23 protein-coding genes and 3 pseudogenes are annotated in these 25,415 nt (G+C 61.1%); 17 read left to right on the top strand and 9 right to left on the bottom strand.

The window, feature by feature from the left end; all coding sequences use genetic code 11:
* The first annotated feature begins 21 nt into the window (after positions 1-21).
* Positions 22-1,077 carry an alpha/beta fold hydrolase gene (locus ACTJLB_RS00865; RefSeq protein ID WP_440782150.1) on the top strand — a complete coding sequence of 352 codons (1,056 nt, stop codon included), beginning with the start codon at positions 22-24 and terminating at the stop codon, positions 1,075-1,077.
* Between the two features lie 218 nt (positions 1,078-1,295).
* Complete coding sequence (locus ACTJLB_RS00860; protein WP_440782148.1) at positions 1,296-1,544, top strand: hypothetical protein; 249 nt, start codon at positions 1,296-1,298, stop codon at positions 1,542-1,544.
* Here the strand turns inward: ACTJLB_RS00860 and ACTJLB_RS00855 are convergent.
* Positions 1,541-1,684 (bottom strand): hypothetical protein, encoded by a 144-nt coding sequence (locus ACTJLB_RS00855; protein ID WP_440782146.1) that lies wholly within the window; start codon positions 1,682-1,684, stop codon positions 1,541-1,543. The genes ACTJLB_RS00860 and ACTJLB_RS00855 overlap by 4 nt on opposite strands.
* Positions 1,685-2,199: 515 nt before the next feature.
* Between ACTJLB_RS00855 and istA the strand changes: the two are divergent.
* Positions 2,200-3,427: pseudogene (gene istA / locus ACTJLB_RS00850) on the top strand (IS21 family transposase).
* A complete protein-coding gene (gene istB / locus ACTJLB_RS00845) occupies positions 3,424-4,290 on the top strand; it encodes an IS21-like element helper ATPase IstB (RefSeq protein ID WP_440782144.1) in 867 nt (288 codons plus the stop codon). Before istA ends, istB begins: the two are co-directional and overlap by 4 nt.
* 146 nt (positions 4,291-4,436) lie before the next feature.
* On the opposite strand, the pseudogene ACTJLB_RS00840 reads toward istB, so the two are convergent.
* The 3 genes and pseudogenes from ACTJLB_RS00840 to ACTJLB_RS00830 all read right to left on the bottom strand — a co-directional run.
* Positions 4,437-4,535: pseudogene (locus tag ACTJLB_RS00840) on the bottom strand (integrase); the annotation flags it as partial.
* A gap of 258 nt (positions 4,536-4,793) precedes the next feature.
* Positions 4,794-6,083, bottom strand: coding sequence for a group II intron reverse transcriptase/maturase (gene ltrA / locus ACTJLB_RS00835; RefSeq protein ID WP_440782142.1), 1,290 nt, complete (start codon positions 6,081-6,083; stop codon positions 4,794-4,796).
* A gap of 549 nt (positions 6,084-6,632) precedes the next feature.
* Complete coding sequence (locus ACTJLB_RS00830) at positions 6,633-7,376, bottom strand: SDR family NAD(P)-dependent oxidoreductase (protein WP_440782496.1); 744 nt, start codon at positions 7,374-7,376, stop codon at positions 6,633-6,635.
* A 159-nt stretch (positions 7,377-7,535) separates the two neighbouring features.
* Here ACTJLB_RS00830 and ACTJLB_RS00825 point away from each other — a divergent pair, with 159 nt between their 5' ends.
* Both ACTJLB_RS00825 and ACTJLB_RS00820 read left to right on the top strand, forming a co-directional pair.
* Positions 7,536-7,931, top strand: coding sequence for a VF_A0006 family four-cysteine protein (locus ACTJLB_RS00825; protein WP_440782140.1), 396 nt, complete (start codon positions 7,536-7,538; stop codon positions 7,929-7,931).
* A 602-nt stretch (positions 7,932-8,533) separates the two neighbouring features.
* Positions 8,534-8,641 carry a tannase/feruloyl esterase family alpha/beta hydrolase gene (locus tag ACTJLB_RS00820; RefSeq protein ID WP_440782138.1) on the top strand — a complete coding sequence of 36 codons (108 nt, stop codon included), beginning with the start codon at positions 8,534-8,536 and terminating at the stop codon, positions 8,639-8,641.
* A gap of 1,132 nt (positions 8,642-9,773) precedes the next feature.
* Here the strand turns inward: ACTJLB_RS00820 and ACTJLB_RS00815 are convergent.
* Both ACTJLB_RS00815 and ACTJLB_RS00810 read right to left on the bottom strand, forming a co-directional pair.
* A pseudogene (locus tag ACTJLB_RS00815) lies at positions 9,774-10,748 on the bottom strand (YifB family Mg chelatase-like AAA ATPase); the annotation flags it as partial.
* Between the two features lie 126 nt (positions 10,749-10,874).
* Positions 10,875-11,129 carry an accessory factor UbiK family protein gene (locus ACTJLB_RS00810; protein ID WP_020067052.1) on the bottom strand — a complete coding sequence of 85 codons (255 nt, stop codon included), beginning with the start codon at positions 11,127-11,129 and terminating at the stop codon, positions 10,875-10,877.
* A gap of 466 nt (positions 11,130-11,595) precedes the next feature.
* On the opposite strand from ACTJLB_RS00810, the gene ACTJLB_RS00805 reads away from it, so the two are divergent.
* The 7 genes from ACTJLB_RS00805 (at position 11,596) to ptsP (ending at position 19,323) form a co-directional block, all read left to right on the top strand.
* On the top strand, positions 11,596-11,934 hold the full coding sequence (locus ACTJLB_RS00805) for a P-II family nitrogen regulator (RefSeq protein WP_006048089.1): 339 nt from the start codon (positions 11,596-11,598) through the stop codon (positions 11,932-11,934).
* 45 nt (positions 11,935-11,979) lie between these two features.
* On the top strand, positions 11,980-13,473 hold the full coding sequence (locus ACTJLB_RS00800; protein ID WP_020067051.1) for an ammonium transporter: 1,494 nt from the start codon (positions 11,980-11,982) through the stop codon (positions 13,471-13,473).
* Positions 13,474-13,721: 248 nt separating this feature from the next.
* On the top strand, positions 13,722-15,011 hold the full coding sequence (gene gshA / locus ACTJLB_RS00795; protein ID WP_013586995.1) for a glutamate--cysteine ligase: 1,290 nt from the start codon (positions 13,722-13,724) through the stop codon (positions 15,009-15,011).
* 177 nt (positions 15,012-15,188) lie between these two features.
* Positions 15,189-16,145 carry a glutathione synthase gene (gshB, locus tag ACTJLB_RS00790; protein ID WP_087750998.1) on the top strand — a complete coding sequence of 319 codons (957 nt, stop codon included), beginning with the start codon at positions 15,189-15,191 and terminating at the stop codon, positions 16,143-16,145.
* 342 nt (positions 16,146-16,487) lie between these two features.
* Positions 16,488-16,976 carry a PTS sugar transporter subunit IIA gene (locus tag ACTJLB_RS00785; protein WP_440782133.1) on the top strand — a complete coding sequence of 163 codons (489 nt, stop codon included), beginning with the start codon at positions 16,488-16,490 and terminating at the stop codon, positions 16,974-16,976.
* Positions 16,977-17,056: 80 nt separating this feature from the next.
* The gene (locus ACTJLB_RS00780) at positions 17,057-17,326 is read left to right on the top strand and encodes an HPr family phosphocarrier protein (protein ID WP_020067048.1); all 270 of its coding nucleotides are present in this window, start codon (positions 17,057-17,059) and stop codon (positions 17,324-17,326) included.
* Between the two features lie 248 nt (positions 17,327-17,574).
* Positions 17,575-19,323 (top strand): phosphoenolpyruvate--protein phosphotransferase, encoded by a 1,749-nt coding sequence (ptsP, locus tag ACTJLB_RS00775; RefSeq protein ID WP_020067047.1) that lies wholly within the window; start codon positions 17,575-17,577, stop codon positions 19,321-19,323.
* A 72-nt stretch (positions 19,324-19,395) separates the two neighbouring features.
* On the opposite strand, the gene ACTJLB_RS00770 is transcribed toward ptsP, so the two are convergent.
* The 3 genes from ACTJLB_RS00770 to gpmA form a co-directional block, all read right to left on the bottom strand.
* Positions 19,396-20,154 carry a HesA/MoeB/ThiF family protein gene (locus ACTJLB_RS00770; protein ID WP_440782131.1) on the bottom strand — a complete coding sequence of 253 codons (759 nt, stop codon included), beginning with the start codon at positions 20,152-20,154 and terminating at the stop codon, positions 19,396-19,398.
* 74 nt (positions 20,155-20,228) lie between these two features.
* A complete protein-coding gene (locus ACTJLB_RS00765) occupies positions 20,229-21,806 on the bottom strand; it encodes a S41 family peptidase (protein ID WP_020067045.1) in 1,578 nt (525 codons plus the stop codon).
* A 378-nt stretch (positions 21,807-22,184) separates the two neighbouring features.
* Entirely contained in the window at positions 22,185-22,931 is a 747-nt protein-coding gene (gpmA, locus tag ACTJLB_RS00760; RefSeq protein ID WP_440782128.1) for a 2,3-diphosphoglycerate-dependent phosphoglycerate mutase, read from the bottom strand.
* Between the two features lie 136 nt (positions 22,932-23,067).
* Here gpmA and ACTJLB_RS00755 point away from each other — a divergent pair, with 136 nt between their 5' ends.
* The 4 genes from ACTJLB_RS00755 (at position 23,068) to ACTJLB_RS00740 (ending at position 25,391) form a co-directional block, all read left to right on the top strand.
* On the top strand, positions 23,068-23,493 hold the full coding sequence (locus ACTJLB_RS00755; protein ID WP_027777762.1) for a rhodanese-like domain-containing protein: 426 nt from the start codon (positions 23,068-23,070) through the stop codon (positions 23,491-23,493).
* The gene (gene grxC, locus ACTJLB_RS00750) at positions 23,490-23,750 is read left to right on the top strand and encodes a glutaredoxin 3 (RefSeq protein WP_020067042.1); all 261 of its coding nucleotides are present in this window, start codon (positions 23,490-23,492) and stop codon (positions 23,748-23,750) included. The genes ACTJLB_RS00755 and grxC overlap by 4 nt, the downstream gene beginning before the upstream one ends.
* Positions 23,751-23,900: 150 nt before the next feature.
* Entirely contained in the window at positions 23,901-24,371 is a 471-nt protein-coding gene (gene secB / locus ACTJLB_RS00745) for a protein-export chaperone SecB (RefSeq protein ID WP_027804472.1), read from the top strand.
* Between the two features lie 21 nt (positions 24,372-24,392).
* Positions 24,393-25,391: an NAD(P)H-dependent glycerol-3-phosphate dehydrogenase gene (locus ACTJLB_RS00740; RefSeq protein ID WP_440782125.1), complete on the top strand. Its 999-nt coding sequence runs from the start codon at positions 24,393-24,395 to the stop codon at positions 25,389-25,391.
* Positions 25,392-25,415 lie beyond the last annotated feature (24 nt).

The following is a 25,415-nucleotide window of genomic DNA, read 5'->3' as shown; positions in this document are numbered from 1 at the left end:
CGTCGCCATTCCGGAGAAATCATGCGCCGCTCGTTGAACAAAGTTGCCTTACCCACTAAGACCCTTGTAGCACTTGCAGCTGCAGCGACCGGCGCAGCTATCAGTGCCCTATGGGTCGAGCATCGCGCCCGCAAAGCTGAACGCGACGACCCGCCCGTCGGCCGCTTTGTCGAAGTGGATGGCGTACCGGTCCATTACGTCGACAAGGGCACCGGGCCCGCCGTCGTGCTCCTGCATGGAAATGCCGTACTGTTGCAGGATTTCATCGCCAGCGGGTTAATCGACCAGTTAGCCAAGCGGTACCGCGTAATTGCGTTCGACCGCCCCGGCTTCGGGTACAGCGGCCGGCCACGCGACCGACTCTGGACTGCCACGGCTCAGGCAGCACTGATTCGACAGGCGCTCGTGCAAATCGGCGTCCACCAGCCCGTGGTGCTCGGACACTCCTGGGGCACGCTCGTCGCGCTGGGTATGGCGGCCGACGCTGCGGCAGACTTACGCGGTCTCGTGCTTGTTTCCGGTTACTACTTTCCGACTGCACGCGCCGATGTAGCGCTCGCCGCGCCGGCAGCGCTTCCCATCATGGGCGATGTCCTGCGTTACACGGTTTCGCCCTTGGCCGGCCGCATGATGTTGAAGCGGACCGTCCAAGCGATGTTCTCCCCGTTGCCCACGCCAGCCGACTTTTTCAACTTTGTCTCTCGGGAAATGATCCTTCGTCCCGTGCAGATCAAAGCGGAGGCCGAGGATGCCGCGTTCATGATTCCCGCCGCAGCACGATTCAGCGCCATTTATCCGGAGCTCAAGTTGCCGATCAGCATCTTTGCGGGAGAGGATGACAAGGTCATTGATCCCCAAGCGAATTCTGTGCGATTGCATCGCGAAATCGCACATAGCACGCTCGTTATCGCGCGTGGAGCGGGCCACATGGTGCATTACGCAGTCTCCGCTGAAATTGTCGAGGCGATCGACCTCATGAGCGCTGGTCAACAGTCCGTGGAACCCGGCGACAGGCAAGCCGCCAGTGACGAGAGGTCGGCGGCTGAGAGGTCGCCGGTCACGCCGGCGGAAGCATAACCCAGAGTTGCTCGCGCCCACGCTTTCCTTGCCCAGTATTAACAGGGAGGCTTGCAGGAACGACAAGCAGCGACGACAGCGAACGGCGACAACTGGCCGAACGCGATCCGATGCTGAATGGATCACCCATCTTTCAACCGGATTTCCTCAGGTACAGGCAGTGCGCAGGCAGGAGATCCAAGTGGATCAGATGGTCCGCTACCACCACTGGAGGGCATATGCCTAAATCGACATCTGATGACAATCATCGGCCTGAAGACGGCCTGCCAGAACAGTCCGGCACTGCAGCACCCATGTCAGATGAGAGCGCGCAACGCGCACTGGATGGGGGCGATCATCAAAAGATTGACCGCGCCCTAGACGAGCTTGACGTCTCCACCACGGAATCAGGTAAAGACCAGTCGGCGAAGCCGGACACCGAAGGGTCGAATTCCTCCAGCAAGAATCTCGACGAACAGGGCGATTAGCTATCGGCTTCGGCCGGTTCGAACGCCGGCGAGCGCGGCAGGCACACGATGAAGCGGGTGCCGCTCGCCGACCAGGCAACGCCGATTGTTCCCTGATGCGCGAGAACAAAGCAGCGGCAGATGTACAGACCCAAGGCCATCCCGGCCGCCGCACCGCGCCGCCCGAGCCGACACGGCTGAGCGGATCAGACGGTGCGGGTAATGCGCGATCGGAAATGGGATTAACTTCGTTGGACACGGCCAAGGTCATCTGCCCATCCTGAGTACCGGCTTCAACGACGACGGTGCTTGAACCGTAACACACCGCGTTCGTAAGCAGGTTCCCCAGTAATACTGCAGTGCCGCCAGGAGAAGTTCGCTGTCAGCGACGCAGCACCGTCGCGCGCAACGCGCCGAACTTCCCGAGCACATCGTTGATGTCAAAGCCCTAGGCTAAACAGTCTTCGGCGTGTACGCGGGCGATGCAGTCAAAATCTGACTCCGGAGCCTGCTGTCAGCGTCGGATAGATACTCCCCATTTTCGTCGAAGTAATTTTCCCCAGTTTTCATGAGTGCAGTGCGCGGCAAGGATACCCGCGCCGCACCGACTGATCACCGACCATATCGCCCTTGAGATCCGTCCTGGGGGGTGTCGGTGGTCGAACTGGGAGAAGTGATGACGATTCTGGAACTGCACCGGCAGGGGCTGAGTATCTCTGCCATCGCCGCTCGACTGAACATGGATCGCAAGACGATTCGCAAATACATCAAGGATGGCGTTCAGGCGCCACGCTACGGCCCGCGTGCGCCGCGACCGTGTGTAGTCGACCCGTTCGTCAGCTATGTGACCGAACGCGTACGCACGTTCCCGGAACTCAGTGTTGAACGGTTGCTGCGCGAGGTCCGGGCGATGGGATACAAAGGTGGCCGTACCGCACTGGGCGATCTGGTGCGCGAGGTTCGGCCGCCGCGCCAGCGCGGCTTCGAAGTACGCTTCGAGACTGCCGCCGGCCATCAGGCGCAAGTTGACTTCGCGCACTTCAACGTTGAATTCGACGACGCACCGGGCCAGCGCAGGTCGATCTGGCTCTTCTCGATCGTCCTTGGCCATAGCCGGTATCTCTGGGGCCGCTTCGTTGAGCATCAGGACCTGCAGACGGTACTGCGCTGCCACATGGAAGCATGTCGAGCATCTGGGTGGCGTGCCGCGCGAGATTCTCTACGACCGGATGAAGACCGCAGTTCTTGGCGAGCTTGAGAAGCACATCGTCTACAACGCGAAGCTGGTCGCGTTTGCGCAGCACTACAGCTTCGCTCCACGTGCATGCAAGGCTTACCGGGCCAAGACCAAGGGCAAGGTTGAACGCCCCTACCGTTATATCCGGCAGGACTTCTTCCTGGCACGCCGCTTCCAGAATCTCGGTGACATGAACCGTCAGTTGCGCGAGTGGTTAGACACCGTCGCCAATGTCCGCCTGCATGGCACCACGCATCGTGTGGTCGCCCAGCACTTCAGCGAGGAGCGGCCAGCGTTGCAAACGTTGCCCGCTGGAACGTTTAACGGTGTGATCCGGCTCGAGCGGCGCGTCAGTCATGAAGGGCTCGTATCCGTCGGCGGCAACTACTACAGCGTGCCTGACCGTACCCGCAAGCGCACGCTCGACGAGCACAGCCTGGCTCACGAGATCCGCATTTACGAGGACGGAGAACTGCTGGCCGTTCATCCTGTGCTCGAAGGTCGTCGACGAACATCGCTGCTGCCAGGGCATCGCCGCTCACACGCGCGTCAGAAACAGCCGGCCCAGCATGTCGCGCCATTGCCGGCGACGCCGGTTGCGCGTCGCCCGCTGGCGTTTTATGACCAGGTGGCCAAACGCCTGGCCGGTGCCGGGAGGCCTGCATGAACAGCATGCCATCATCGACACTCGAACGGATTCGCCGATACCTCGTTGGCCTGCGCATGCCTCGTGCGCTCGAAGCACTGGATGCCACCATGAAGCGTTTCGAGCAAGGCGACAGCTCCATGATGGAGGTGCTCGAGACGTTGCTGGGCGAGGAGTTCACCGCACGTGAAACCCGGCGCATCAAGATGGCCCTGCAAACTGCGCGGCTCGGTACGATCAAGACGTTGGGTGGATACGACTTCAGCTTCCAGCCGAGCCTGGACCGCGATCGGATCATGGCACTCGCGCAACTTGAGTTCATTGAGCGGCGCCAGACCGTTCACTTCCTGGGTCCTCCCGGAACAGGAAAATCGCATCTTTGCGTCGCGCTTGGCGTCGAGGCCGTGCGCGCCGGCAAGAGCGTCTACTTCGGCACGCTTGCCGAAATCGTTGCCTCGATGGCCAAGGCCGAACGCGAGGGGAATCTCACGCAACGTGTGCGATTCCTTGCGCGAAACAGCCTGCTGATCGTCGACGAAATCGGGTACCTCCCGATCGGCTCGAACGGCGGCAATCTGTTCTTCCAGCTCGTGAATGCGTGTTACGAGAGGTGCGCCATCATCCTCACTTCCAACCGCAGCTTCGGTGAATGGGGTGAGGTGTTTGGCGATAGCGTGGTCGCAGCGGCACTGCTCGATCGCCTGCTGCATCACGCCATCGTGGTGCAGATCGAGGGTTCGTCGTATCGCCTGCGCGAGCACGCCGATCTGCTGCCCGACCATCTGCGCAACCGGTCGTCCTCCCTGAACCCCTTGCCGGCCGAACCCGCTCGGCGGCGACCGGGCCGTCCCCGTAGGAGCCCGCCTGATCACGAGCCCGGCTGATCACCGTTCGCAAAGGATGGGGAAATTTACTTCGACACTTCTGGGGAAATTGCGCCCGACGTTGACACCTGCTTATCACCGCGGGACTTGTCCACTTCCGCTGCGTATCCTGCGGCTCGCGCATGTCGTGAGCGATTGCCGAGACCCGCCCAGATCTCGCGGAGCTTCAACGGAGGCTTCTGCCCGGTCAGCCTCCCCTTGTTCCACGGCACCCGACGAGCGCCGGGAGAATTAAGCGCTTCCATGACAATCTCCTCTTCAAAGAAGGGAGATCGATTTTGCGCTTGGTGCAGTGGTCAATCTTCGGTAGAGTCGAGATGTGGCGCGGTAGCAGTAGGTTCGGTTTGTCTGTTGCCGCCTCTTTCGTCTGGCGGTGCCAGAATAACCTCGCCCTAACCCCGTTTCCACACCCCGCTCATCGAACCGGACATGCAGATCTCCCGCATCCGGCTCTCGGACAGGACATCACCTTCACACACGGCAGGTTCACAACCATGGACCAGTCAGACGCACGAGACCGAAGTGCCCGTAGAGGTGCTGGGAAGGATAAGTCCCGCCCCGCGACGTCGAACCTTGTACTTGTTGCGTAACCACCGACGCAACCGCGTAGCGGTGTAGCTGTCGAGCGCCCGATACGCGCGTCTGTCCGAGCCTACCTTGAAGTAGTTCGCCCAGCCGCGCAGCGTGCGGTTCAACCTGCCCACCAGCTCCGTGGTCTCTTGCCACACCGTCTTGAGGGCGGTCATCGCATGAATCTTTTCGACCATGCGCCGGATACTCTTCTTCGACGGACGCATGCCCATACGGGCCTGGCCAGTCGTCGCTGAGTACAGCCGCCCAAACGTATAACCCAGGAAGTCGAATTCGCCTTCCGGCACCTTGCAGATTCGCGTCTTCTCCTCGTTGACCGTCAGCTTCAGTTTGTCCATGATCTCGCGCATTCGTGACAAGGCTTCCTCAGCCTTCCCTTTCTTGCACAGGATCACCGGATCGTCCGCGTAGGTCACGATTCGACTGCCAAGACTGCGCTGAAGTCCGAGCTTCTTCCATGCCAGCACAAACCGGCGCACATATATATTCGCCAGCAGTGGTGAGATGGGTGAGCCTTGCGGAATGCCACGTCTGCTGTCTTTGGCCTCCGTCGTACGTTTCTTCCGGCCTCGATCGTCGGTTTCTTCAACGGGGCATTCCAGCCACATCCTGATCAGATGCAGCACGCGCCGATCGACGATGCGTCGCGCAAGCGACAGCATCAGTTCGGCGTGTGGAATACTTCCGAAGTAGTCCGCAAGGTCGGCATCAACAACGTCCGTTTGCCCTGCAGCCGTTCCTCCACCTCGATCACCAGCTTGCTGGGCGTTTCGCCCCGGGCGGTAAGCGTACTGCTCTGATGGAAGGTCCGCTTCGAAGATCGGTTCGAGCACCAGCATCGCTGCTGTCATGCACACCCGATCACGCAAGGTCGAGATGCCCAGTGGCCTCAGCTTGCCATTGGCCTTCGGGATAAACACTCTTCTGATAGGGTCCGGCCGGTAACTCTCCTGCCTGAGCGCAAGCGCCAGTTCGCCGAGCCACTTCTGCACCCCGTACGCTTCGATCTCCGCGAAGTCCTGCCTATCGACACCCGGCGCGCCCCTGTTCGAGCGACACTGGGCGTACGCATGTGCCAGCACATCCTCACGGTAGACCTTGTCGTACAGAGCGTAAAAGCGGTACCCGGCTTCTGCCTTCGCTTTCGCGTGTAACGCCGTCTGCAGCTTCTGAACACTGATCGGAGTTGATAGGTTGCCCAATCTCCAGGTCCCTCACTACGTGTTGCGTTTGTCTTGAACTGAGGCCCCTTCCCTCCACCGGCATTACCCGGCTTCAGCAGTACTACGGGCCTCTCCGTCATCCCAAGGCGCCCGGCCTGTCCCTCGCGGGGGTCCGGTTGGTCATCCCTGACCACGCCGAGGGACTTCCCGTGTTGCGTACGCTTTCCTTGTGTACATGCTGTCGCCACTACCCCGGCGCAGCGACTGGGCGTCCAGCCTGCTCATTCACCCAGCCGTATCAGCCTTCCCCGATAGGGGTGTCGGGTCGGCCTGCGCATCGACCTTTTCGAGGTTTGCTCGGCGTTCACTCGCGTTACGGCCTGCACACTCGCGCTGTCACCAATTTGTGACACGCATCACCGAAGGCTTCAGCCACTTCGTTGCCTCCATAGCTGCTCCGGTTGCTTCCGGCTGGAGCATTTGCCGGGCGGGGCTGCACCCGCTGGAAAGCGCCACCTTTTCACGGCGCACACCCTGAGCGGCCCTTCCCATTCCCCCCAAAGCAGCCGGTCGCTCATCTCGCGCTTGCTATGTGAGATTCAACCCGCCGTCCGATAGCAGAATTTCTCCGGTCAGGTAGTCCGAAGCGACCAGCATCGCGACGGCTTGAGCAATATCTTCGGGACTCGCCGAGCGGCGCATTGGGGCCCGTGTTTTCCACAGATCTCGCGCTTGCGTCCAGTCTGCGGTCAATGGCGTGTCCACCAATCCGGGAGCAACACCATTTACTCGAATATCGGGTCCAAGGGATAGTGCCAGCAAACGGGTCATGTGGTTCAGGGCAGCCTTAGCGGCCGAGTACGGAATTGACGCGCCCTTAGGCCGAACACCTGCATGGGAACTGATGTTGATCACGCTACCAGGGCGGCCTCGCCGAGCTGCTTCACGTAAGGCTGGTTCCGCTTCAGCTATCAAACGAAACGGGGCGATTACGTTGACCTCGTGCAGCTCTCGCCAAATAGCTGGTGTAGCTGCGGCCAGATTCGCATGGGGGATAACACGGCTGATCCCGGCATTGTTGATGAGCACGTCGAGTCGCCCCCAAGCCGCGACAGCTTCGCGGATAAGTCGCACTCTGTCCATGTCTTCGGCTAAATCGGCCTGTACGTATATTGCGGAACCGAGTTCACGGGCCATCGCTTGCCCTGTTTCCGCCGAATTACGCGAATGTAAGACAACTGCGAATCCGTCACTTGAGAGCCGCCGAGCGATGGCAGCGCCGATGCCGGAAGTTGAACCAGTGACAAGAGCCACAGGACGCTGAATGGTCATAGACACTTCGATTGGTTTAAAGACCGCCTGATTGTCACCAATCTCGGACAGGCTGTCCAATGACCGATCCTGGCCGATCCCGGAAGCACAGCTGATGTGCGATCCGGCCGCTGATGATTGCACGCAGCACGAGAGTCGTTTCAGCATGCCGTGGGTGGGATGCGCCTTGCTTTGATAAACTTTTGTCAAAGCCTAGGTGAAACCATCCCAAGTAAATTACAGATTGAGAGCTTAGCAATGCCCATAAGCGTTTTACGGATGCATGCCGCCCGAGCGGCAATATGCCTTTCAGGTTTGGTAACGATGCATCCTGCATTGGCCGATAGCGGTTCCTCATATGACGAGTGTTTGCTTGTCGGGTTGCGCGACGCCCGTAGTCAAGTCGCCTCGAACTACATTCAACGGTCATGCTACGCGCTCTATAGAAATGACGAGATGCTGCTCCCGCGTGAGCGGGCTTATCACGAATGCATTCTTCAAAATATGCCTGGAGCTAGAGAGCAATTCGCGATTATGAGGATCAATGCGGTATGCACGCGGCGAGGGGGGCTTTAAGAAGGTGGGTCGACGGTGGAGAAGGATCGCCAATTCGCGCGGCCAAGTGCAACTCCGAAGATTGTCGACATAGAGGCGGTCTCGTCGAGTGCCCCTTCATGGCCGCACCTTGCCCGACGGTCGTGCGCGGCGTCACGGCGGGCGTGCGTTGCATGCAGGAGGCATAACGCGACCCACAGCGGATAGTCGCTGCTAGACAGAACGGACATTGGCCTGATCTACTGATCTACTGATCTACCCAAAGGTTAGCGAACCTGTCAATCTCCGTACGGGTACTAACGGCTTGGGCCTGAAGCAGATCGGCATCGACAATGACCTGCAATCGATCGCGCAATTCGTTGCTTCGGGTAAGAAGCTGATCTCGGGCACGACAATGGCGATGGCCTATTGTCGCCAAACGAGCACGAAAGAAATGATGTGAAGATGACTGCAATCGCTCAAACGATGGGATTGTCTGATCCGACGACTAACACCAGGTTTTTCCTGGCGCCTGCGAACATGCATGGCGCAGGCCAAGACGTCACGCAGATTGATTGGCCGGGAGCAATTATAAAGTGGGTCGAACGAGGAGAGGCGCCTACCAACTGACTTACACTTTCCCAATGAGCGCGACTGCTTCACGCAGTCTACCTGTCTGCCTTTATCCCAAGGCGCCGCATTACAATGGCAGCGGCGATATAACTTCCGCGACTAACTACACTTGCACGTAACTTCAACGCCTCAATAGGCACAACACGCAAGAACAGTTGCAGATACATGGGAAGGCTCACAATCCGGGGCCTTCTTCTCATTTTCGCCAGCGCATTGCGGATTCACGACCGGTCGCATACCGGTTCGCAACCTGGCGAGACGACGAGTATTGCCGGAAGCGCAGCTCTACTGCCGTCCGCCGGTAACCGTCAGCCCTAGGACTCCGTAGTTTTAACGTGACTGACGGTTCCAAATACTTTTCGGGTGGGTGGATTTGGTATTGCAGGGATCGGGTTTGCCCATCTGAATCCTAGCATGTGGCTTGAAAGAAAATTCGTGAAAGTTCGCCACTGATGCCTCAAAGTTGTCAGCCTAGTTCCCTTGGCAACTCCAGATTTAAAGAAGTGCCCAAAGAAATCCAGTATTAGGCTCCCTACCTCATTGGGATTGCTGAAATTTAAGTTTGGATGTTGCGTGCAATGATCGATAAAACCTTGAATTGCGGGAACCCTTTCGTAACGCCCCCCGCTATACCAGGTTTGTGTCGCGAAAAATAAATCTCGTGTAAAGTCTGGTCCGAAAATTTGCCAAATGCGCCAAAGTCTTAGATGCATAATTTGACCGGATTTGTTTTCAATCGACCATCCCTGCCAGAACTCTGCTTGGCCCCGATCAATCGAAAGGCAATTGTAATAGTCTACGCGCCGACGGAACGCGTCTGACCAACTGTTGCGATTGGACGTGGTCGGATACCGAATGATGAATTGTGGCGGGAGTGCTTGCCGTAGAACGCTCAGCGCATGCCAGGGTTTGGCTGCTGGAGCGAGGAAGATCACGCTGAATGATGCCGCTGCGAACTCATTAAGCCACGCGGAAACTTCCTCGACACTGCACGTGGACAGATCTACCTTGGCGATTTCGCAAAGGCATTGAAATCGTAGGACGGCCGCATTGACGACCGTCCGGCGGCGCACGTTTGGATGAGCCATCTCTACAATGGCCTTTGGAAGTAGGGTCAAATCATAGCCATCAAAGCATCGGGGGATCGTGACAAGTCGCATAACCTTTATCCATCGGAGTTAGTTGGAAAAAGCCTATGTTTCAATGACTTGCTGATTATGCCAAAAGGACCAAGAAAGACTAATTCGGTTACTCGTCGAGAAAAAGCACGCCAAGGTGAGCCAGCGTGATCTCACCCGGCTGCGGAGGGTTGCGCCCGCCGACCAGCGCTGCTGCGCTCGACGAATGATGTGGCGCGCGAAACGGCCGTCGGCGCCATTGCGAGGGCGAGAACCCCGTGCGGCTTGCAGAGAGCAAGGCTGCCGAACTGAGCGCCTCGTCGTCGGTCATGGGTGGCAGCAGACCGGGCAGGCGGGCGGCGAGCATGGACTTGCCGGCTCCGGGCGGGCCGATCAGCAGCACGTGATGTCCGCCGGCCGCGGCGACTTCGAGCGCTCGGCGCGCGCCGCGCTGGCCGATCACGTCGCCCATGTCGGGCACGGCCGCAGGCGTGAACTGTGCGAGGTCGGGTGCGGCGACCGGATAGAGGCGCGCTTCGGGCGCGTCGGCCAGATGAGCGCACAGCGACGGCAGATCGCTCGCGCCATACACATCTACGCCGGGTACGAGCGCCGCCTCGGCTGCGCTTGCGGCGGGCAGATAGAGCTGCGGATTGCAGTGCGGCGGCGCGCGCGTGGCCATGCATTCAGCGGACGTTTCGCCCGCTGCCGCGCTGCGCGCGGTGCCACACGCCATCGCGAAAGCGCCGCGCATGGGACGCAGCGCGCCCGTCAACGACAACTCGCCGGCGAACTCACGATGAAGCAGCGATTCCACGGGAATCTGGCCGCTTGCCGCGAGAATGCCCAGCGCGATCGGCAGATCGAAGCGGCCGGATTCCTTGGGCAAGTCTGCGGGAGCAAGATTGACGGTGATGCGCCGCACCGGAAAGTCGAAGCCGCAGTTCTGCAGGGCCGCCCGCACGCGCTCACGGCTTTCGCGGACTTCCAGATCGGGAAGTCCGACGATCGAAAAAGATGGCAACCCGTTCGCGAGGTGCACCTCGACGGTTACTTCGGGCGCGCGGCCAGAGGCCGGCGCGCGACTGCGCACCACGGCAAGCGACATGTTTTCTCCCGTCGGACGGTGCGCGACTAACGCGCTCCAATCCCCTTAATACGCTGATGACGTCACGGCTCGCTTGCCTGTGATGTGCAGCTAGATGCAGCTACTGCGCTGCCAGAACGGCAAGCGTCAGGAAGTCTGCGTGACCGGAAGTTTCTGTTCGAGCTCTGCGACCCGACGCTCCAGTTCTTCGAGACGCGCGCGCGTTCGTACGAGCACTTGCGTCTGGGTATCGAATTCCTCGCGCGTGACGAGATCGAGCTTGGAGAAGCCCTGCGACAGCATGGCTTTCACATTGCGCTCGACGTCTTTGGCCGGCGAATTCTTGAACAGCTCGCTCATGCGCGCCTGAATGTCGTTAAAAACATCGTTCGGTTGTTTCATGGTGTTCCCCTTGGTGCACAAAAAATGTGCAGCGTTTCATTACGTCTGTGCCTCGCATCTGACGATGCGCTGTGTTGGTGCGCCGGCCTTTTCAACTCACGACGGCGTGAGCCCCTTTGGTGCGCGTTTCCTGTTTCGGAACCTGCGGACACTCTAGCAACGATCCCTGCACCGCGCCACCGGGCGGGGCGTGCATTAGCCATTCGGACAAGAGCGGCCGAGCCGCTCGCAAAGCCCGCGCGGGCGCAGTTTGACACAACATGGCATATGAGTTGCTTTTACTGCCCCGCGCGCACTGCCGGCACCATTTTCCGGCAGCGAAACGAGACCACGCGGACGGTTACGAGTGCCAGCCAGGCTTCTGCATACGGAACGCAGACGGATTGAAGCAGGGCTGCAACGGGTTCGGAAAACGCGTTACGCAAACGGGTTACGCAACGGGTTACGCAACTAAGCGAGGGATTTCATGAAACTCATCACCGCAATCATCAAGCCGTTCAAGCTCGATGAGGCGCGCGAAGCCTTGTCGGCGATCGGCGTCTCGGGCATCACGGTCACAGAGGTCAAGGGGTTCGGCCGTCAGAAGGGCCATACGGAGCTGTATCGCGGCGCTGAATACGTCGTCGATTTCCTGCCGAAGGTGAAGATCGAGGCCGCTGTCTCGGACGACATCGTCGATCAGGCGATCGAGGCGCTGGAGCGCGCGGCACGCACCGGCAAGATCGGTGACGGCAAGATCTTCGTCACGCCGATCGAGCAGGTGATCCGGATTCGCACCGGTGAGACCGGCGCGGACGCTCTGTAACACCAAAAGATAGCGACACAGATAAGCGACAAGAGGAAACGAAAGATGCGCAAACTATTGATGTCCCTGCTGATGGCCGGTTCGCTTCTCGCGGGCGGTGTCGGCGCCGCGCTCGCGGACGACGCGTCCGCTCCCGCAGCCGCCTCGGCCGCTACTTCCGATACGGCAAGCGCGCCGGCACCGGACGCGTCGGCCGCCGCGGCAGCTTCGGCACCCGCGGCTGACGCATCGGCTGCACCCGCAGCGAGCGCCGCCGCCGCACCCGCGGCATCGGACGCCGCGCCGGCCGCACCGACCGCGCCGTTCTCGGTCGATTCGTCGAAAATCAATTCGGGCGACACCGCCTGGATGCTGACCTCCACCGCGCTCGTGCTGTTCATGACGATCCCGGGTCTGGCGCTCTTCTACGGCGGCATGGTCCGCAAGAAGAACGTACTCGCGACGCTGATGCAAAGCTTCGCGATCACCTGCCTCGTGACGATCATCTGGACGGTGGTGGGCTACAGCCTCGCGTTCACGCCGGGCGGCTCGTTCATCGGCGGGTTCTCGCGCGTCTTCATGGCCGGCATGAACTACATCAAGGGCGACAAGGCCACGACGCTGACCGTCAGCCACCTGGCCCCGACGATCCCGGAAACGGTCTACTTCGTCTACCAGATGACGTTCGCGATCATCACTCCGGCGCTGATCACCGGTGCGTTTGCCGACCGTATGAAGTTCTCGGCGATGCTGGTGTTCATGGCGCTGTGGTCGATCATCGTCTACTCGCCGATCGCGCACATGGTCTGGGAACCGACCGGCTGGCTGGCTAGCGCAGGCGTCCTCGACTTCGCGGGCGGCACGGTCGTGCACATCAACGCCGGTATCGCGGGTCTGGTGTGCTGCCTGGTGCTCGGCAAGCGCGTCGGCTACGGCAAGGAAGCGATGGCTCCGCACAACCTCACGCTGACGCTGATCGGTGGCGCGATGCTGTGGGTGGGCTGGTTCGGCTTCAACGCGGGTTCGGCAGTGGCGGCAGACGGCCGTGCCGGTTTCGCGATGTTCGCAACGCAAGTAGCAACGGCAGCCGCGGCGCTCGCCTGGATGTTCGCCGAATGGGCGGCCAAGGGTAAGCCTTCGGTGCTCGGTATCGTGTCGGGCGCGGTGGCTGGTCTCGTGGCGATCACGCCGGCTTCGGGCTTCGTCGGTACGCTCGGCTCGCTCGTGATCGGTATCGTGGCCGGCGTAGTCTGCTTCTGGTCGGCAACGTGGCTCAAGCACAAGCTCGGTTACGACGACTCGCTCGACGCGTTCGGCGTGCACTGCGTCGGCGGTATCGTGGGTGCGCTTCTGACTGGCGTGTTCGCGGTCAAGGACATCGGCGGCTTCGACGGCAGCGTGCTGCTGCAAGCCAAGGGCGTGCTGACGACGCTGATCTACAGCGGCGTGGTGAGCTTCATCCTGTTGAAGATCATCGACATGACGATGGGTATCCGCGTGACGGAAGAGCAGGAACGCGAAGGCCTGGACGTCAGCCTGCACGGCGAACACGTCGAATAAGGAAGTGGCTTGACGAGCCCGTGCTCCCGGGCTCGATGAATCAGGAACAAGCACGAAACAAGCACAGCGCTTCGGCCCGCCTTCATGGCGGGCTTTTTTCTTGCTCGCTATCTTGTTAACAGTTCTTTTTCCTGTCTATCATTGCGATAGAGACAATGCATTCTGGCTAGCTTGCGAATGGAGAAAGCGTCCCCAAATGGGCAAAGCATTTGCTCTACAATCTTTTTTCTCCAGTCTGCGAGTGATCAATGGTTCCGCACCTAGTTACGGCGTTAAACGGCCCGCTGCTCGATCTTGAGCGGAAGATCCTCGACGCCACTCCCGCAATCGAACGCTGGTTCCGCCTCGAGTGGCAGGAACACACGCCGCCGTTCTATTGCTCGGTCGATCTGCGCAACGCAGGTTTCAAGCTTGCCCCGGTCGACACCAATCTGTTTCCCGGCGCTTTCAACAATCTGCCCCAGGAAGTGCTGCCGCTTGCCGTGCAGGCCGCCATGGCGTCGATCGAAAAAATCTGCCCGGACGCCAAGAACCTGCTCGTGATTCCCGAGCGCCACACGCGCAACGCGTTTTATCTGGAGAATGTCGCCCGGCTGGCCGCGATCATGCGCCAGGCCGGCTTGAACGTGCGTTTCGGCACGCTCGACGAAAGCATCAACGGACCCGTCACCATTGCGCTGTCCGACGGGCAGAAACTCGTGCTCGAACCGCTCGAACGCTCGCAGCGTCGCCTTGGGCTGAAGAATTTCGACCCGTGCTCGATCCTGCTGAACAACGACTTGTCGGGCGGCATTCCGCCGGTGCTCGAGAATCTGCACGAGCAGTATTTGCTGCCGCCGCTGCATGCCGGCTGGGCTGTTCGCCGCAAATCGACGCACTTCTCGTGCTATGACGACGTGGCGAAGAAGTTCGCGAAGATGGTCGAGATCGATCCCTGGATGATCAACCCCTACTTCGCACATGTGGAGGGCGTGGATTTCCAGGAGCGCACCGGAGAGGAAGCGCTGGCCGATGCGATCGACGGCGTACTGAAAAAGATCGCCAAGAAGTACCGCGAGTACGGCATCTCCGAAAAACCGTATGTCGTCATCAAATCGGACGCGGGCACTTACGGCATGGGCGTGATGACCGTGCACGACGCGTCGGAAGTGGCCGCGCTCACCAAGCGCGAGCGGGCGAAGATGGCCGCCACGAAAGACGGCCTGGAAGTGCACGACGTCATCGTGCAGGAAGGCGTGTACACGTTCGAGCGCATTGGCGAAGAAGTGGCGGAGCCGGTCGTCTATATGATCGACCGGTACGTGGTGGGTGGTTTCTACCGTGTGCACGGCAGCCGCGAGCGCGATCAGAATCTGAACGCGCCGGGCATGCACTTCGTGCCGCTCGGTTTCGAGCACACGGCGCTGCCCGATGCGCACGCCAAGCCCGGCGCGGCGCCGCCGAACCGCTTCTATATGTATGGCGTGGTGGCGCGGCTCGGGCTGTTGGCCGCATCGGTCGAGCTGGAAAAGACCGATCCGGAAGCGATCCAGGTTTAAGCTCGGCCGCGCGAGGGCGGCCTGCATGATGCGCGGCGGCGCGCATGCCGCCCGCGCCGTTTTCACCGACGACATTCGCGCTCGACTTCACTCGTAAATTCACGCGCAATTTCAAGCGCAGTTACACGCGCAGTTATACGATCAACGCCATGCCCAGCAGGGCGCAACGGGACCTTCATGGACATTCTTTTCATCGCCGATCCGCTTACGCAGTTCAAGATCTACAAAGACTCTACTTACGCGATGATGGCCGAGGCCGCGCGCCGCGGTCATACGCTGTACACGTGCGAGCCGAAGCATCTGGCGTGGACGGGCGGCGACGTCGAAGCAAACGTGCAGCGCTTTGCGATCACCGGCGACGTGACTGACCTGCATCGCGATGTCTGGTACGCGGCGGAAGCCGCCGCGCCGCGCGCGCTCAAGAGTTTTAGCGCGGTGGTCATGCGCAAAGACCCGCCGTTCGACATGGAATACGTCACGTCCACGTGGCTGCTCGAAATGGCCGAGCGCGCCGGGGCACGCATCTTCAACAAGCCGCAGGCGATCCGGGATCACTCGGAAAAGCTCGCCATTGGCGAGTTCGCGGAATTCGTCGCGCCCACGCTGGTAACACGCGACCCGGCGCGACTCCGGGCATTTCACGAGCAGCACGGCGACGTGATTCTGAAGCCGCTCGACGGCATGGGTGGCATGGGCGTATTCCGCGTGAAGCCCGATGGCATGAATCTCGGGTCGATCATTGAAATGCTGAGCCACGACGGCACGCGTTCGGTGATGGCGCAGAAGTTCATTCCCGAGATCAAGGACGGCGACAAGCGCATTCTGCTGATTGGCGGCGAAGCCGTGCCGTACTCGCTCGCCCGCATTCCGCAAGGCAACGAGGTGCGCGGCAACCTCGCGGCGGGCGGACTCGGCGTGGCGCGTCCGCTGACCGATCATGACCGCAAGATCGCCGACACGCTCGCGCCGGTGCTGGCGGCGCGCGGTCTGCTGCTCGTCGGCCTGGACGCGATCGGCGACTGGCTCACGGAAGTCAACGTGACGAGCCCAACGTGCTTTCGCGAGATCATGGATCAGACGGGCTTCGACGTAGCGGCGATGTTCATCGACGCACTGGAGCGCGCGGCGGGTTGAGCGGTCGTCCTTGAATGTCGGCGGCGGCCCCCCAAACTACGTGACAGGATCAGCATCACGTCCGCTCAGAGCAGGACGCCGGCTTAGGCCCCAAAACGGGCCTGCTACAATGCCCGCTCTTCGCATCCGTTTCTGGCAATAGGCTCTTGCACCGGGCCATCGGCACGAATCGCGGACCTGGAACGAGCGGATTCAGCGTGCGCCGGCACGGCGTCATGCTTGTGATTCCGCTCATGAAGTGGTGCATTCCCGGCTCTCATGGCCCACGGCCGGCCGAGAGCGCGAGCGTTTCGGACAGGTTCCGATCCACGTTTGGGGCCGTCTTTTTGCAGTAAGGCTGACATGGCAGGCATTCTGATCATTGCGCACGCTCCGTTCGCCACCGCGTTGCGCGACTGTATTTCGCATATCTACGGTGGCTTGCCGGCTCGCATCGGCGTGATCGACGTATCGCCCGATTGCGATCCCGCACAAATGGTTTCTTTCGCCGAGTCGGAAATCGCGCGTTTGAAAGAAGAGAACGGCGCGCTCGTGCTCACCGATATGTTCGGCGCCACGCCCGCGAACATTGCGGGGCGGCTTGCCTCGGTGCCCGACGTGCGCGTGCTGTGCGGCGTCAATTTGCCGATGCTCGTGCGCGCGGTCTGTTATCGCGCCACGCCGCTCGACACACTGGTGGACAAAGCGCTCGCCGGCGCGACCAAGGGCGTTCATGCAATCGGCCCGGCAACGCCCGTGCCCGCTGAGTCGTCGGCGGCCTCGGCCGACTGTCTGCCCGCGTTGCCTTGCGACGCGGAACTCGTCCAGAAGGCTGGGCCAGCAGGCCTGTAGCGCATCGCATTGCAACTGCATAACTACTGACTGGCAGTTTCACTTTCACAACAACACTTACCAGCGCTTCGGACCATCACATGCTGCAACAGGAAACGACTATCGTGAACAAGCTGGGGTTGCACGCGCGCGCGTCGGCCAAGTTGACGCAACTGGCGGGCAACTACCAGTCGGAAATCTGGATGAGCCGCAATGGCCGCCGTATCAATGCGAAAAGCATTATGGGCGTGATGATGCTGGCCGCGGGTATCGGCAGCACGGTGTTGATCGAAACAGAAGGTCCCGACGAAAAAGAAGCGATGGACGCACTGTTGAAACTGATCGCTGATAAATTTGGCGAAGGTCAGTGAACTTGCGAATCGATATACCGATGAGTGAAGCGCCGCGGCTGTCCGCGGCGTTTTTTTTAGCGCGCGACAATACGCGGATCTCTTCGGCGAATGCAATGATGCATGGAGCGCAACGACTACGGTCTTTCGTGCTGCATTGCACACAGCATTCACGCACGTGCGCGACGGCGTGGAATTTATAATGACGACGAGAGTCTGAGAGCACTGCAGCGGTTTGCCGCGGCATCACACAACTAGAGGAGGTGCGCGTGTCGTTCACGCTGCATGGAATTCCCGTGTCACGCGGTATTGCCATCGGGCGAGCCTATCTGATCGCCCCGGCTGCACTTGACGTAGACCACTATCTGATCGAACCCGCGCAAATCGAGAGCGAGGTCGAGCGATTTCGCGCGGCCCAGCAACGCGTGCATGAAGAACTCGATGCGCTGCGCGCCGATCTCGCCGCGGACGCGCCCAGCGAAATGGGCGCTTTCATCAACGTACATTCAATGATCCTGAACGACGCAATGCTCGTTCAGGAAACCATCGACCTGATTCGCACACGCCGCTACAACGTGGAATGGGCGCTGACCGAACAGCTCGAACGGCTCTCGCGCCATTTCGACGATATCGAAGACGAATATCTGCGCGAGCGCAAAGCCGACATCGAACAAGTGGTGGAGCGCGTGCTGAAGGCGCTGGCGGGCGCGTCGGGCTCTCTGGTGAATGGCGTGCATGGTGCATGCGACGAAATGATCGTGGTCGCGCACGACATTGCGCCTGCCGACATGATGCAGTTCAAAACGCAAACGTTTCAGGGTTTCGTCACGGATCTCGGCGGGCGTACTTCTCATACGGCTATCGTCGCGCGCAGCCTGGGCATTCCGGCGGCGGTCGGCGTGCAGCACGCGAGCGCGCTGATTCGCCAGGACGACCTGATTATCGTCGACGGCGACCACGGCATTGTGATCGTCGATCCCGCGCCGATCGTGCTGGAGGAATATTCATACCGGCAGAGCGAAAAAGCGCTTGAGCAGCGCAAGCTGCAGCGCCTCAAATTTTCGCCGACGCAAACGCTGTGCGGCACGCGTATCGAACTGTGCGCGAACATCGAGTTGCCGGAAGATGCGCGCGCCGCGGTCGACGCCGGCGCGACCGGTGTTGGCCTGTTCCGCACCGAGTTCCTGTTCATGAATCACAAGCACCGCATGCCCGAAGAGGAGGAGCAGTTCGAAGCCTACCGGCGCGCGGTCGAGTTGATGAACGGTCTGCCGGTCACGATTCGCACGATCGACGTAGGCGCCGACAAGCCCCTCGATTCGATGAGCGGCGGCGACGGTTACGAAACCGCGGCGAACCCCGCGTTGGGGCTCAGGGCAATTCGCTGGAGCTTGTCCGAGCCGCAGATGTTCCTCACGCAATTGCGCGCGATTCTGCGCGCGTCGGCGTTCGGCACGGTGAAGATTCTGGTGCCGATGCTCGCGCATGCGCAGGAGATCGATCAAACGCTGGACCTGATCCGCGAAGCCAAGCGTCAGCTAGACGATGCCGGGATTGCGTACGACCCGAACGTGCAGGTCGGCGCGATGATCGAGATTCCGGCCGCGGCCATTGCGTTGCCGCTCTTTCTCAAGCGGCTGGATTTTCTGTCCATCGGCACCAACGATCTGATCCAGTACACGCTCGCTATCGACCGGGCGGACAACTCGGTCGCGCATCTGTACGATCCGCTTCATCCGGCGGTTCTGCATCTGATCGCCTTCACGTTGCGCGAAGCGAAGCGAGCGGGGGTGCCGGTATCGGTGTGCGGAGAGATGGCGGGCGACCCGAGCCTGACGCGTCTGCTGCTCGGCATGGGCCTCACCGAGTTTTCAATGCATCCGAGTCAATTGCTCGTGGTCAAGCAGGAAGTCTTGCGCTCGCATTTAAAAACGTTGGAGAAGCCGGTGGCAGATGTGCTCGCTTCGTTCGAACCCGAAGAAGTGCAAGCAGCGCTTAAGCGCGTGGCGCAAGCCTGATCGACAACGCCTGCTCTGAATGAAAAGCGCCGCACATGTGCGGCGTTTTTCATTTTGGCTTCGTTCGTCGGTTCAAGGCAGGTGGGGTTGTCCGCATACCGGGCAATCGGGCTGACGCGCAATGCGCATGGTGGTCCACTCCATTCGCAGCGAATCGAGCATGGTCAGCCGGCCGATAAGCGGCGTGCCGATTTCGCCGATGACCTTCAGCGCTTCCGCTGCCTGCATCGAGCCAATGATGCCGACCGTCGGCGCAAACACGCCCATCGTCGAGCACGCGACTTCCTCGAACGGCTGGTCTTCGGGGAATACACACGCGTAGCACGGCGATGCTTCACTGCGGAAGTCGAACGTGCTGATCTGGCCGTCGAAGCGCAACGCGGCGCCCGACACCAGCGGTACGCCATGCTTCACGCAGGCGCGATTGATCGCGTGGCGCGTGGCGAAGTTGTCGGTGCAATCGAGTACCACCGTGGCGGCCGGCACATGACGATCGAGCCACGCGTCGTCAACGCGTTCGGCCACCGCGTTCACTGTCACTTCGGGATTGATTTGCGCGAGCGTGTCGCGGCCGGACTCGACCTTCTTGCGTCCGACCGACGCGCTGACATGCAGGATCTGCCGCTGCAGATTGGTGAGATCGACTGTATCGGCATCGACTAGCGTCAAGCGTCCGACGCCGGCCGCCGCGAGATACATCGCGGCAGGCGAACCCAGTCCACCCGCGCCGACAATGATCGCGTGCGCATCGATAAAGCGCTGTTGCGCCTCGATGCCGATTTCGTCGACGAGAATATGGCGGGAATAGCGAAGGAGTTGATCGTCATTCATGAGGGGCCAGCGTGTCTTCTTCGCTGCGTGTCTTCACGGCGACTTGCGCCGCGAAGACACGTGAGTCGTGCTGCTTACTTGCTCTGCGTAGCCGGTGCGGATGCCGGCGCAGCACCCGACGCGCCCGGCACCGGTTGCGTCGGCTTAACCGCGACCGGCGCGGACGCTGACGTGGCCGGCTTGTTCTGCGCGAGACGGCGCTCGGTCAGCGACTTCGATTCCTGGACCGGCTTGCCTTCGAGCTTGTTCAAGGCTTGGGCCAGCATGAAGTCGTCGGCGGAACCGAATTCGACCGGCTTGCGCTCGCGATCTTTCTGGCGCTGTTCCGGCGTCTTCTTGTCGTTCTGCTCTTCGAGCTGACGCAACTGGTCCATGCGATCCTGCTCGCGCTTCTCGGCTTCCTTCTTCTCGTTCGGGTCTTGCGTGTTGGCAAGGTGATTCGAGTAGTCGACTTCGCGCGTGACCAGTGCGTCGTCCGGATCGCCTTCCGCGTACTGATCGACCGCGATGTCAGGACGGATGCCCTTGTTCTGGATAGAACGGCCGCTCGGCGTGTAGTAATACGCCGTGGTCAGGCGCAGCGCCGTGTCGGCGGTCATGGGTCGCACGGTCTGCACCGAGCCCTTGCCGAAGGTCGTCTTGCCGACGATCAACGCACGATGCTGATCCTGCAGCGCGCCCGCGACGATCTCCGATGCCGACGCCGAGTAGGCGTTGGTCAGCACGATCATGGGCACGGTCTTGAAGATCGGCGCTTCGTCTTTCAGCGGGTCGGAGTCGAAGGACTGCAGACGGTAGTTGTCGTAAGTGTCGCGATAGACCTGCTTCGAATCCGGAATCTGCCCGTTGGTGGACACGACGACCGAGTTCGGCGGCAGGAACGCGCCGGCCACGCCGACCGCGCTTTGCAGCAGACCGCCGCCGTTGTTGCGCAGGTCGAGCACGAGACCCTTCAGATTCGGCTGCTGACGCGCGATGTCCTGCAGCTTGGCGGCCAGGTCCGGCGTGGTGCGTTCCTGGAAGCTGGTGATACGCACATACGCGTAGCCCGGCGCGAGGATCTTCATCTTGACCGACTGCACCTTGATGAGCGCTCGCGTCACCGTGAGCGGGAAAGTGCGGTCGTCGGTCTTGCGGAAGATCGTGAGCGTGACCTTGGTGCCCGGCTCGCCGCGCATCTGCTTGACCGCCTGGTCGAGCGTCATGCCGCGTACGGGCTTGTCGTTGATGCGCGTGATCAGGTCGCCCGGACGAATTCCGGCGCGGAACGCGGGCGTGTCTTCAATCGGCGAGATCACCTTGATCAGGCCGTCTTCCGACGAAATTTCAATGCCGAGGCCCGCGAAGCGACCTTTGGTCTGCTCCTGCAGTTCCTCGTAATCGGTCTTGTCGAGGTAGGACGAATGCGGGTCGAGGCTCGACACCATGCCTTTGATTGCGGCGGTGAGAAGCTTTTTATCGTCGACAGGTTCGACGTACTCGTGCTTGATCTGCCCGAACACTTCGGCAAACAGCCTGAGCTGGTCCAGCGGCAACGGAGTGGCGGCGGCGCTGGCGGGCTGCTGGGCCGAGGCCGAGAGTTGCAAAGTGGCGAATACACCGGTAGCAAGGCCCGCGGCGATCAGGCCGATATTTTTCAGGTTCTTTCGCATAGAGTCTGTTGCGGTCGGAAGCGCGTGGCAGCGTCGATAGAGATGGGGACGGACAAGTATAACTGCACACCCGCCAACTCAGGGCGCGGCGCAGGCAATCGTGATTCGACAGCGCGAAGCGTGCCGGGTTCGGCGCAACGCACGCGCGACGTCGAAGTAATGTGCGGTAACAGTGGAAGTGGATCGCGATGAGAATGGCCGCGATCGAGGAAAGCGGACCGCGCTGACCGGTACGTCTTGCCGGTCGGCGTGGTCCGTTTGTGACGCGCCGCGGCGCTTGCGGTCACCGTCGCCGCAACGATCTTTAACAAAGAAGCGCTGCGATGCGGCGAAAGTCAGCTACGTTGCCGTCACGCTGCAACTGGCGGCGCAGCGGAATCAGCCCGCCTTGCCTTGCTTCGCGACTGCGGCCTGCGCCTTCGCGATCGCTTCCTGGTCTCCCAGATAGTAGTGCTTCAGCGGCTTCAGGTTCTCGTCCAGTTCATAGACGAGCGGCACGCCGTTCGGAATATTGAGCCCGACGATGTCCTCGTCCGAGATGTTGTCGAGGTACTTCACCAATGCGCGGATCGAGTTGCCGTGCGCCGCGATCACCACCTTGCGGCCCGACTTGATGGCCGGCGCAATCGACTCGTTCCACAGCGGCAGCACGCGCGCCACCGTGTCCTTCAGGCACTCGGTGAGCGGCAGCTGTTCGCGCGGCACCTTGGCGTAGCGCGGATCGTTGTACGGCGCGCGCTCGTCCGAAGGTTCGAGCGCAGGCGGCGGCGTGTCGTAGCTGCGGCGCCAGACCAGCACCTGTTCGTCGCCGAATTTCGCTGCGGTTTCGGCCTTGTTCAGACCCGACAGCGCGCCGTAGTGACGCTCGTTCAGACGCCACGAATGCACGACGGGTATGTACATCTGATCCATCTGATCCTGCACATGCCACAGCGTGCGAACGGCGCGTTTGAGCACGGACGTGTAAGCGATGTCGAACGAATAGCCGGATTCCTTCAGCAGCACGCCCGCCTGCTGCGCTTCGCGGTTGCCCTGTTCGGTGAGGTCGACGTCGACCCAGCCCGTGAAGCGGTTTTCCTTGTTCCACGTCGATTCGCCGTGGCGGATGAGAACGAGTTTGTACATAAGATTGCCGGTCGGTAGTAAGGAAGCGGTAAGCGCTGCCCGGCGCACGTAGAGGAGCGCCGCCATCGCGTCAGACGCTTATTTTATAATGCCCGGATTGCCCTTTCCGATTTCTCTCTTTTTCGGCGGATCTTCCGTGAAGTTTTTCACTGATTACACAAACCTTGTCCTCATTGCGATCGTCCTCATCTCCGGTGGGTTGCTGCTGTGGCCGACCATCAGCCGGCGCGGCCGCGGTGGCCTGTCGGCCGCCGAAGCCACGCAGTTGATCAATCGGCGCAATGCGGCGGTCATCGATCTGCGTCCGCCGGCTGACTTCGCCAAAGGGCATTTGCCCGCGGCACGGCACCTGGAATTCGCCGAGTTGCAAGCAAAGGTCGCGCAACTGGTGAAGAATAAGAACAACCCCGTGCTGCTGGTTTGTCAGACCGGCCAGCAGTCGAACAAGGCGGCGCGTATCGTGCAGGATGCGGGATATGCGGAAGTCCACGTTCTGGAAGGCGGCGTCGACGCCTGGCAGAAAGCCGGCATGCCGGTTGTGAAACAAGGAGTAGCCAAGTGAACAAAGTGATCATGTACAGCACGCAGGTGTGCCCGTATTGCCAGATGGCCGAACGTCTTTTAAAGTCGCGCGGCGTCGAGAATATCGAAAAAGTACTGATCGACAAGGACCCGGCCCGTCGTGAGGAGATGATGACCCGGACCGGTCGTCGCACGGTGCCGCAGGTGTTCATCGGCGAGACGCACGTCGGCGGGTATGACGATCTCTCCGCGCTCGATCGCGCGGGCGGTCTGACGCCTCTGCTGGCAGCCGCCTGAATTCTCGCGCCGTTGGGCGCGGGAAGCGGCGGGTGAAATACAAGCCGGCGCATCGTCGCCCCGCGAGGGCAGGCGGCGCGCCGCAACTATCTGGCGACCCGTGACTTCATGGGCCGCCGCTACGCATATCTATCAGGGAATCACTCAATCATGTCCGACGAGAACAACCAGCCGTTCTTCAACATCCAGCGCATTTATCTGAAGGACATGTCGCTCGAGCAGCCCAATTCGCCGGCCATTTTCCTCGAGCAGGAAATGCCGTCGGTGGAAGTGGAAGTCGACGTGAAGGCCGAGCGCCTCGCCGACACCGTGTTCGAAATTCTCGTGACGGGCACCGTGACGGCCAAGGTGTCGGACAAGGTTGCGTTCCTGATCGAAGCCAAGCAGGCAGGCATTTTCGACATTCGCAACATTCCGGCTGAACAGGTCGATCCGCTCGTCGGCATTGCGTGCCCGACCATCCTGTTCCCGTACCTGCGCTCGAACATCGCCGACGCCATCACGCGCGCCGGTTTTCCGCCGATTCACCTCGCCGAAATCAACTTCCAGGCGCTCTATGAGCAACGCCTCGCGCAGATGGGCGGCCAGGACGGCGCAGCGCAAAACGGCGTCACGCATTAAGTGTCGCAGGCAGTGCCGGCTATGAAGGTTGCTGTCCTCGGAGCCGGCGCATGGGGCACAGCCCTCGCCGGCCATCTGGCCGTCAGGCACGACACGCTGTTGTGGGCGCGCGAGCCCGCGCTGGTCGCAGATCTCTCCGCTTCGCACGAAAACGCCCGCTATCTGGCGGGCGTTGCCTTGCCGTCGGCGCTTCGCTACGAAGCGGACCTGAACGCAGCGCTCGACCACGCGCTCGCCGACGACGCGCTATGCGTCGTGGCCACGCCCGTGGCCGGACTGCGCGCCCTGTTCCAGTCGATGCGCGATGCGGGCAAAGTGCCCGCGCATATCGTGTGGCTCTGCAAAGGTTTCGAGGCGGAATTGCAGTTGTTGCCGCATCAGGTGGTTGCGGCCGAGCTGCCCTCGCACGGCAGCAATGGTGTGTTGTCGGGGCCGAGTTTCGCGCGTGAAGTCGGCCAGGGCTTGCCGGTTGCGTTGACCATCGCGAGTGCTTCGGCGGTCTGTCGCGAGCGCACGGTTGCGGCGTTTCATCACGGCGCGATGCGCATTTATACGGGCGACGACATCGTCGGCGTAGAAGTGGGCGGTGCGGTGAAGAACGTGCTGGCGATTGCAACGGGAATCGCCGACGGTCTGGGTCTCGGCCTGAACGCGCGCGCAGCGCTGATCACGCGCGGACTCGCAGAAATGTCGCGCCTCGGCGTGACGCTCGGCGGTCGCGCGGAGACGTTCACCGGTTTGACGGGGCTCGGCGATCTGATTCTCACCGCGACCGGCGATCTGTCGCGCAACCGCACGGTCGGCGTGCAGCTTGCCGGAGGCCGTTCGCTTGCCGATATTCTCGGCGGCCTGGGCCATGTGGCCGAAGGCGTGCGTTGCGCGCAAGCGGTTCTCGCGATCGCGCGTGCTCATGCAATCGACATGCCGATCACCCAGGCGGTCTGTGCCGTGCTGTTCGACGGCGTTGCGCCGCGCGACGCCGTCAGCGCCCTGCTGCGGCGCGATTCGAAGGCCGAATAAGCCGCCCTGGTTTCCGGGCGCGCT

It is taken from the genome of Paraburkholderia sp. 22098 (assembly GCF_052045935.1).
Classification (GTDB): domain Bacteria; phylum Pseudomonadota; class Gammaproteobacteria; order Burkholderiales; family Burkholderiaceae; genus Paraburkholderia; species Paraburkholderia caledonica.
This window is presented reverse-complemented; position numbering and strand designations above follow the sequence as displayed.

Excerpts from the sequence above, each read along its gene's own strand:
- istB (WP_440782144.1), top strand. The coding sequence starts at position 3,424 with ATGAACAGCATGCCATCATCGACACTCGAACGGATTCGCCGATACCTC.
- ACTJLB_RS00780 (WP_020067048.1), top strand. The coding sequence starts at position 17,057 with ATGCTGCAACAGGAAACGACTATCGTGAACAAGCTGGGGTTGCACGCG.
- ACTJLB_RS00740 (WP_440782125.1), top strand. The coding sequence starts at position 24,393 with ATGAAGGTTGCTGTCCTCGGAGCCGGCGCATGGGGCACAGCCCTCGCC.
- gshB (WP_087750998.1), top strand. The coding sequence starts at position 15,189 with ATGGACATTCTTTTCATCGCCGATCCGCTTACGCAGTTCAAGATCTAC.
- ACTJLB_RS00855 (WP_440782146.1), bottom strand. The coding sequence starts at position 1,684 with ATGGCCTTGGGTCTGTACATCTGCCGCTGCTTTGTTCTCGCGCATCAG.
- ACTJLB_RS00825 (WP_440782140.1), top strand. The coding sequence starts at position 7,536 with ATGCGCCTTGCTTTGATAAACTTTTGTCAAAGCCTAGGTGAAACCATC.
- secB (WP_027804472.1), top strand. The coding sequence starts at position 23,901 with ATGTCCGACGAGAACAACCAGCCGTTCTTCAACATCCAGCGCATTTAT.
- ACTJLB_RS00820 (WP_440782138.1), top strand. The coding sequence starts at position 8,534 with ATGAGCGCGACTGCTTCACGCAGTCTACCTGTCTGCCTTTATCCCAAG.
- ACTJLB_RS00805 (WP_006048089.1), top strand. The coding sequence starts at position 11,596 with ATGAAACTCATCACCGCAATCATCAAGCCGTTCAAGCTCGATGAGGCG.
- ACTJLB_RS00800 (WP_020067051.1), top strand. The coding sequence starts at position 11,980 with ATGCGCAAACTATTGATGTCCCTGCTGATGGCCGGTTCGCTTCTCGCG.
- ACTJLB_RS00810 (WP_020067052.1), bottom strand. The coding sequence starts at position 11,129 with ATGAAACAACCGAACGATGTTTTTAACGACATTCAGGCGCGCATGAGC.
- ACTJLB_RS00765 (WP_020067045.1), bottom strand. The coding sequence starts at position 21,806 with ATGCGAAAGAACCTGAAAAATATCGGCCTGATCGCCGCGGGCCTTGCT.
- ACTJLB_RS00770 (WP_440782131.1), bottom strand. The coding sequence starts at position 20,154 with ATGAATGACGATCAACTCCTTCGCTATTCCCGCCATATTCTCGTCGAC.
- ACTJLB_RS00830 (WP_440782496.1), bottom strand. The coding sequence starts at position 7,376 with ATGACCATTCAGCGTCCTGTGGCTCTTGTCACTGGTTCAACTTCCGGC.
- ACTJLB_RS00785 (WP_440782133.1), top strand. The coding sequence starts at position 16,488 with ATGGCAGGCATTCTGATCATTGCGCACGCTCCGTTCGCCACCGCGTTG.
- ACTJLB_RS00865 (WP_440782150.1), top strand. The coding sequence starts at position 22 with ATGCGCCGCTCGTTGAACAAAGTTGCCTTACCCACTAAGACCCTTGTA.
- ACTJLB_RS00860 (WP_440782148.1), top strand. The coding sequence starts at position 1,296 with ATGCCTAAATCGACATCTGATGACAATCATCGGCCTGAAGACGGCCTG.
- gshA (WP_013586995.1), top strand. The coding sequence starts at position 13,722 with ATGGTTCCGCACCTAGTTACGGCGTTAAACGGCCCGCTGCTCGATCTT.
- gpmA (WP_440782128.1), bottom strand. The coding sequence starts at position 22,931 with ATGTACAAACTCGTTCTCATCCGCCACGGCGAATCGACGTGGAACAAG.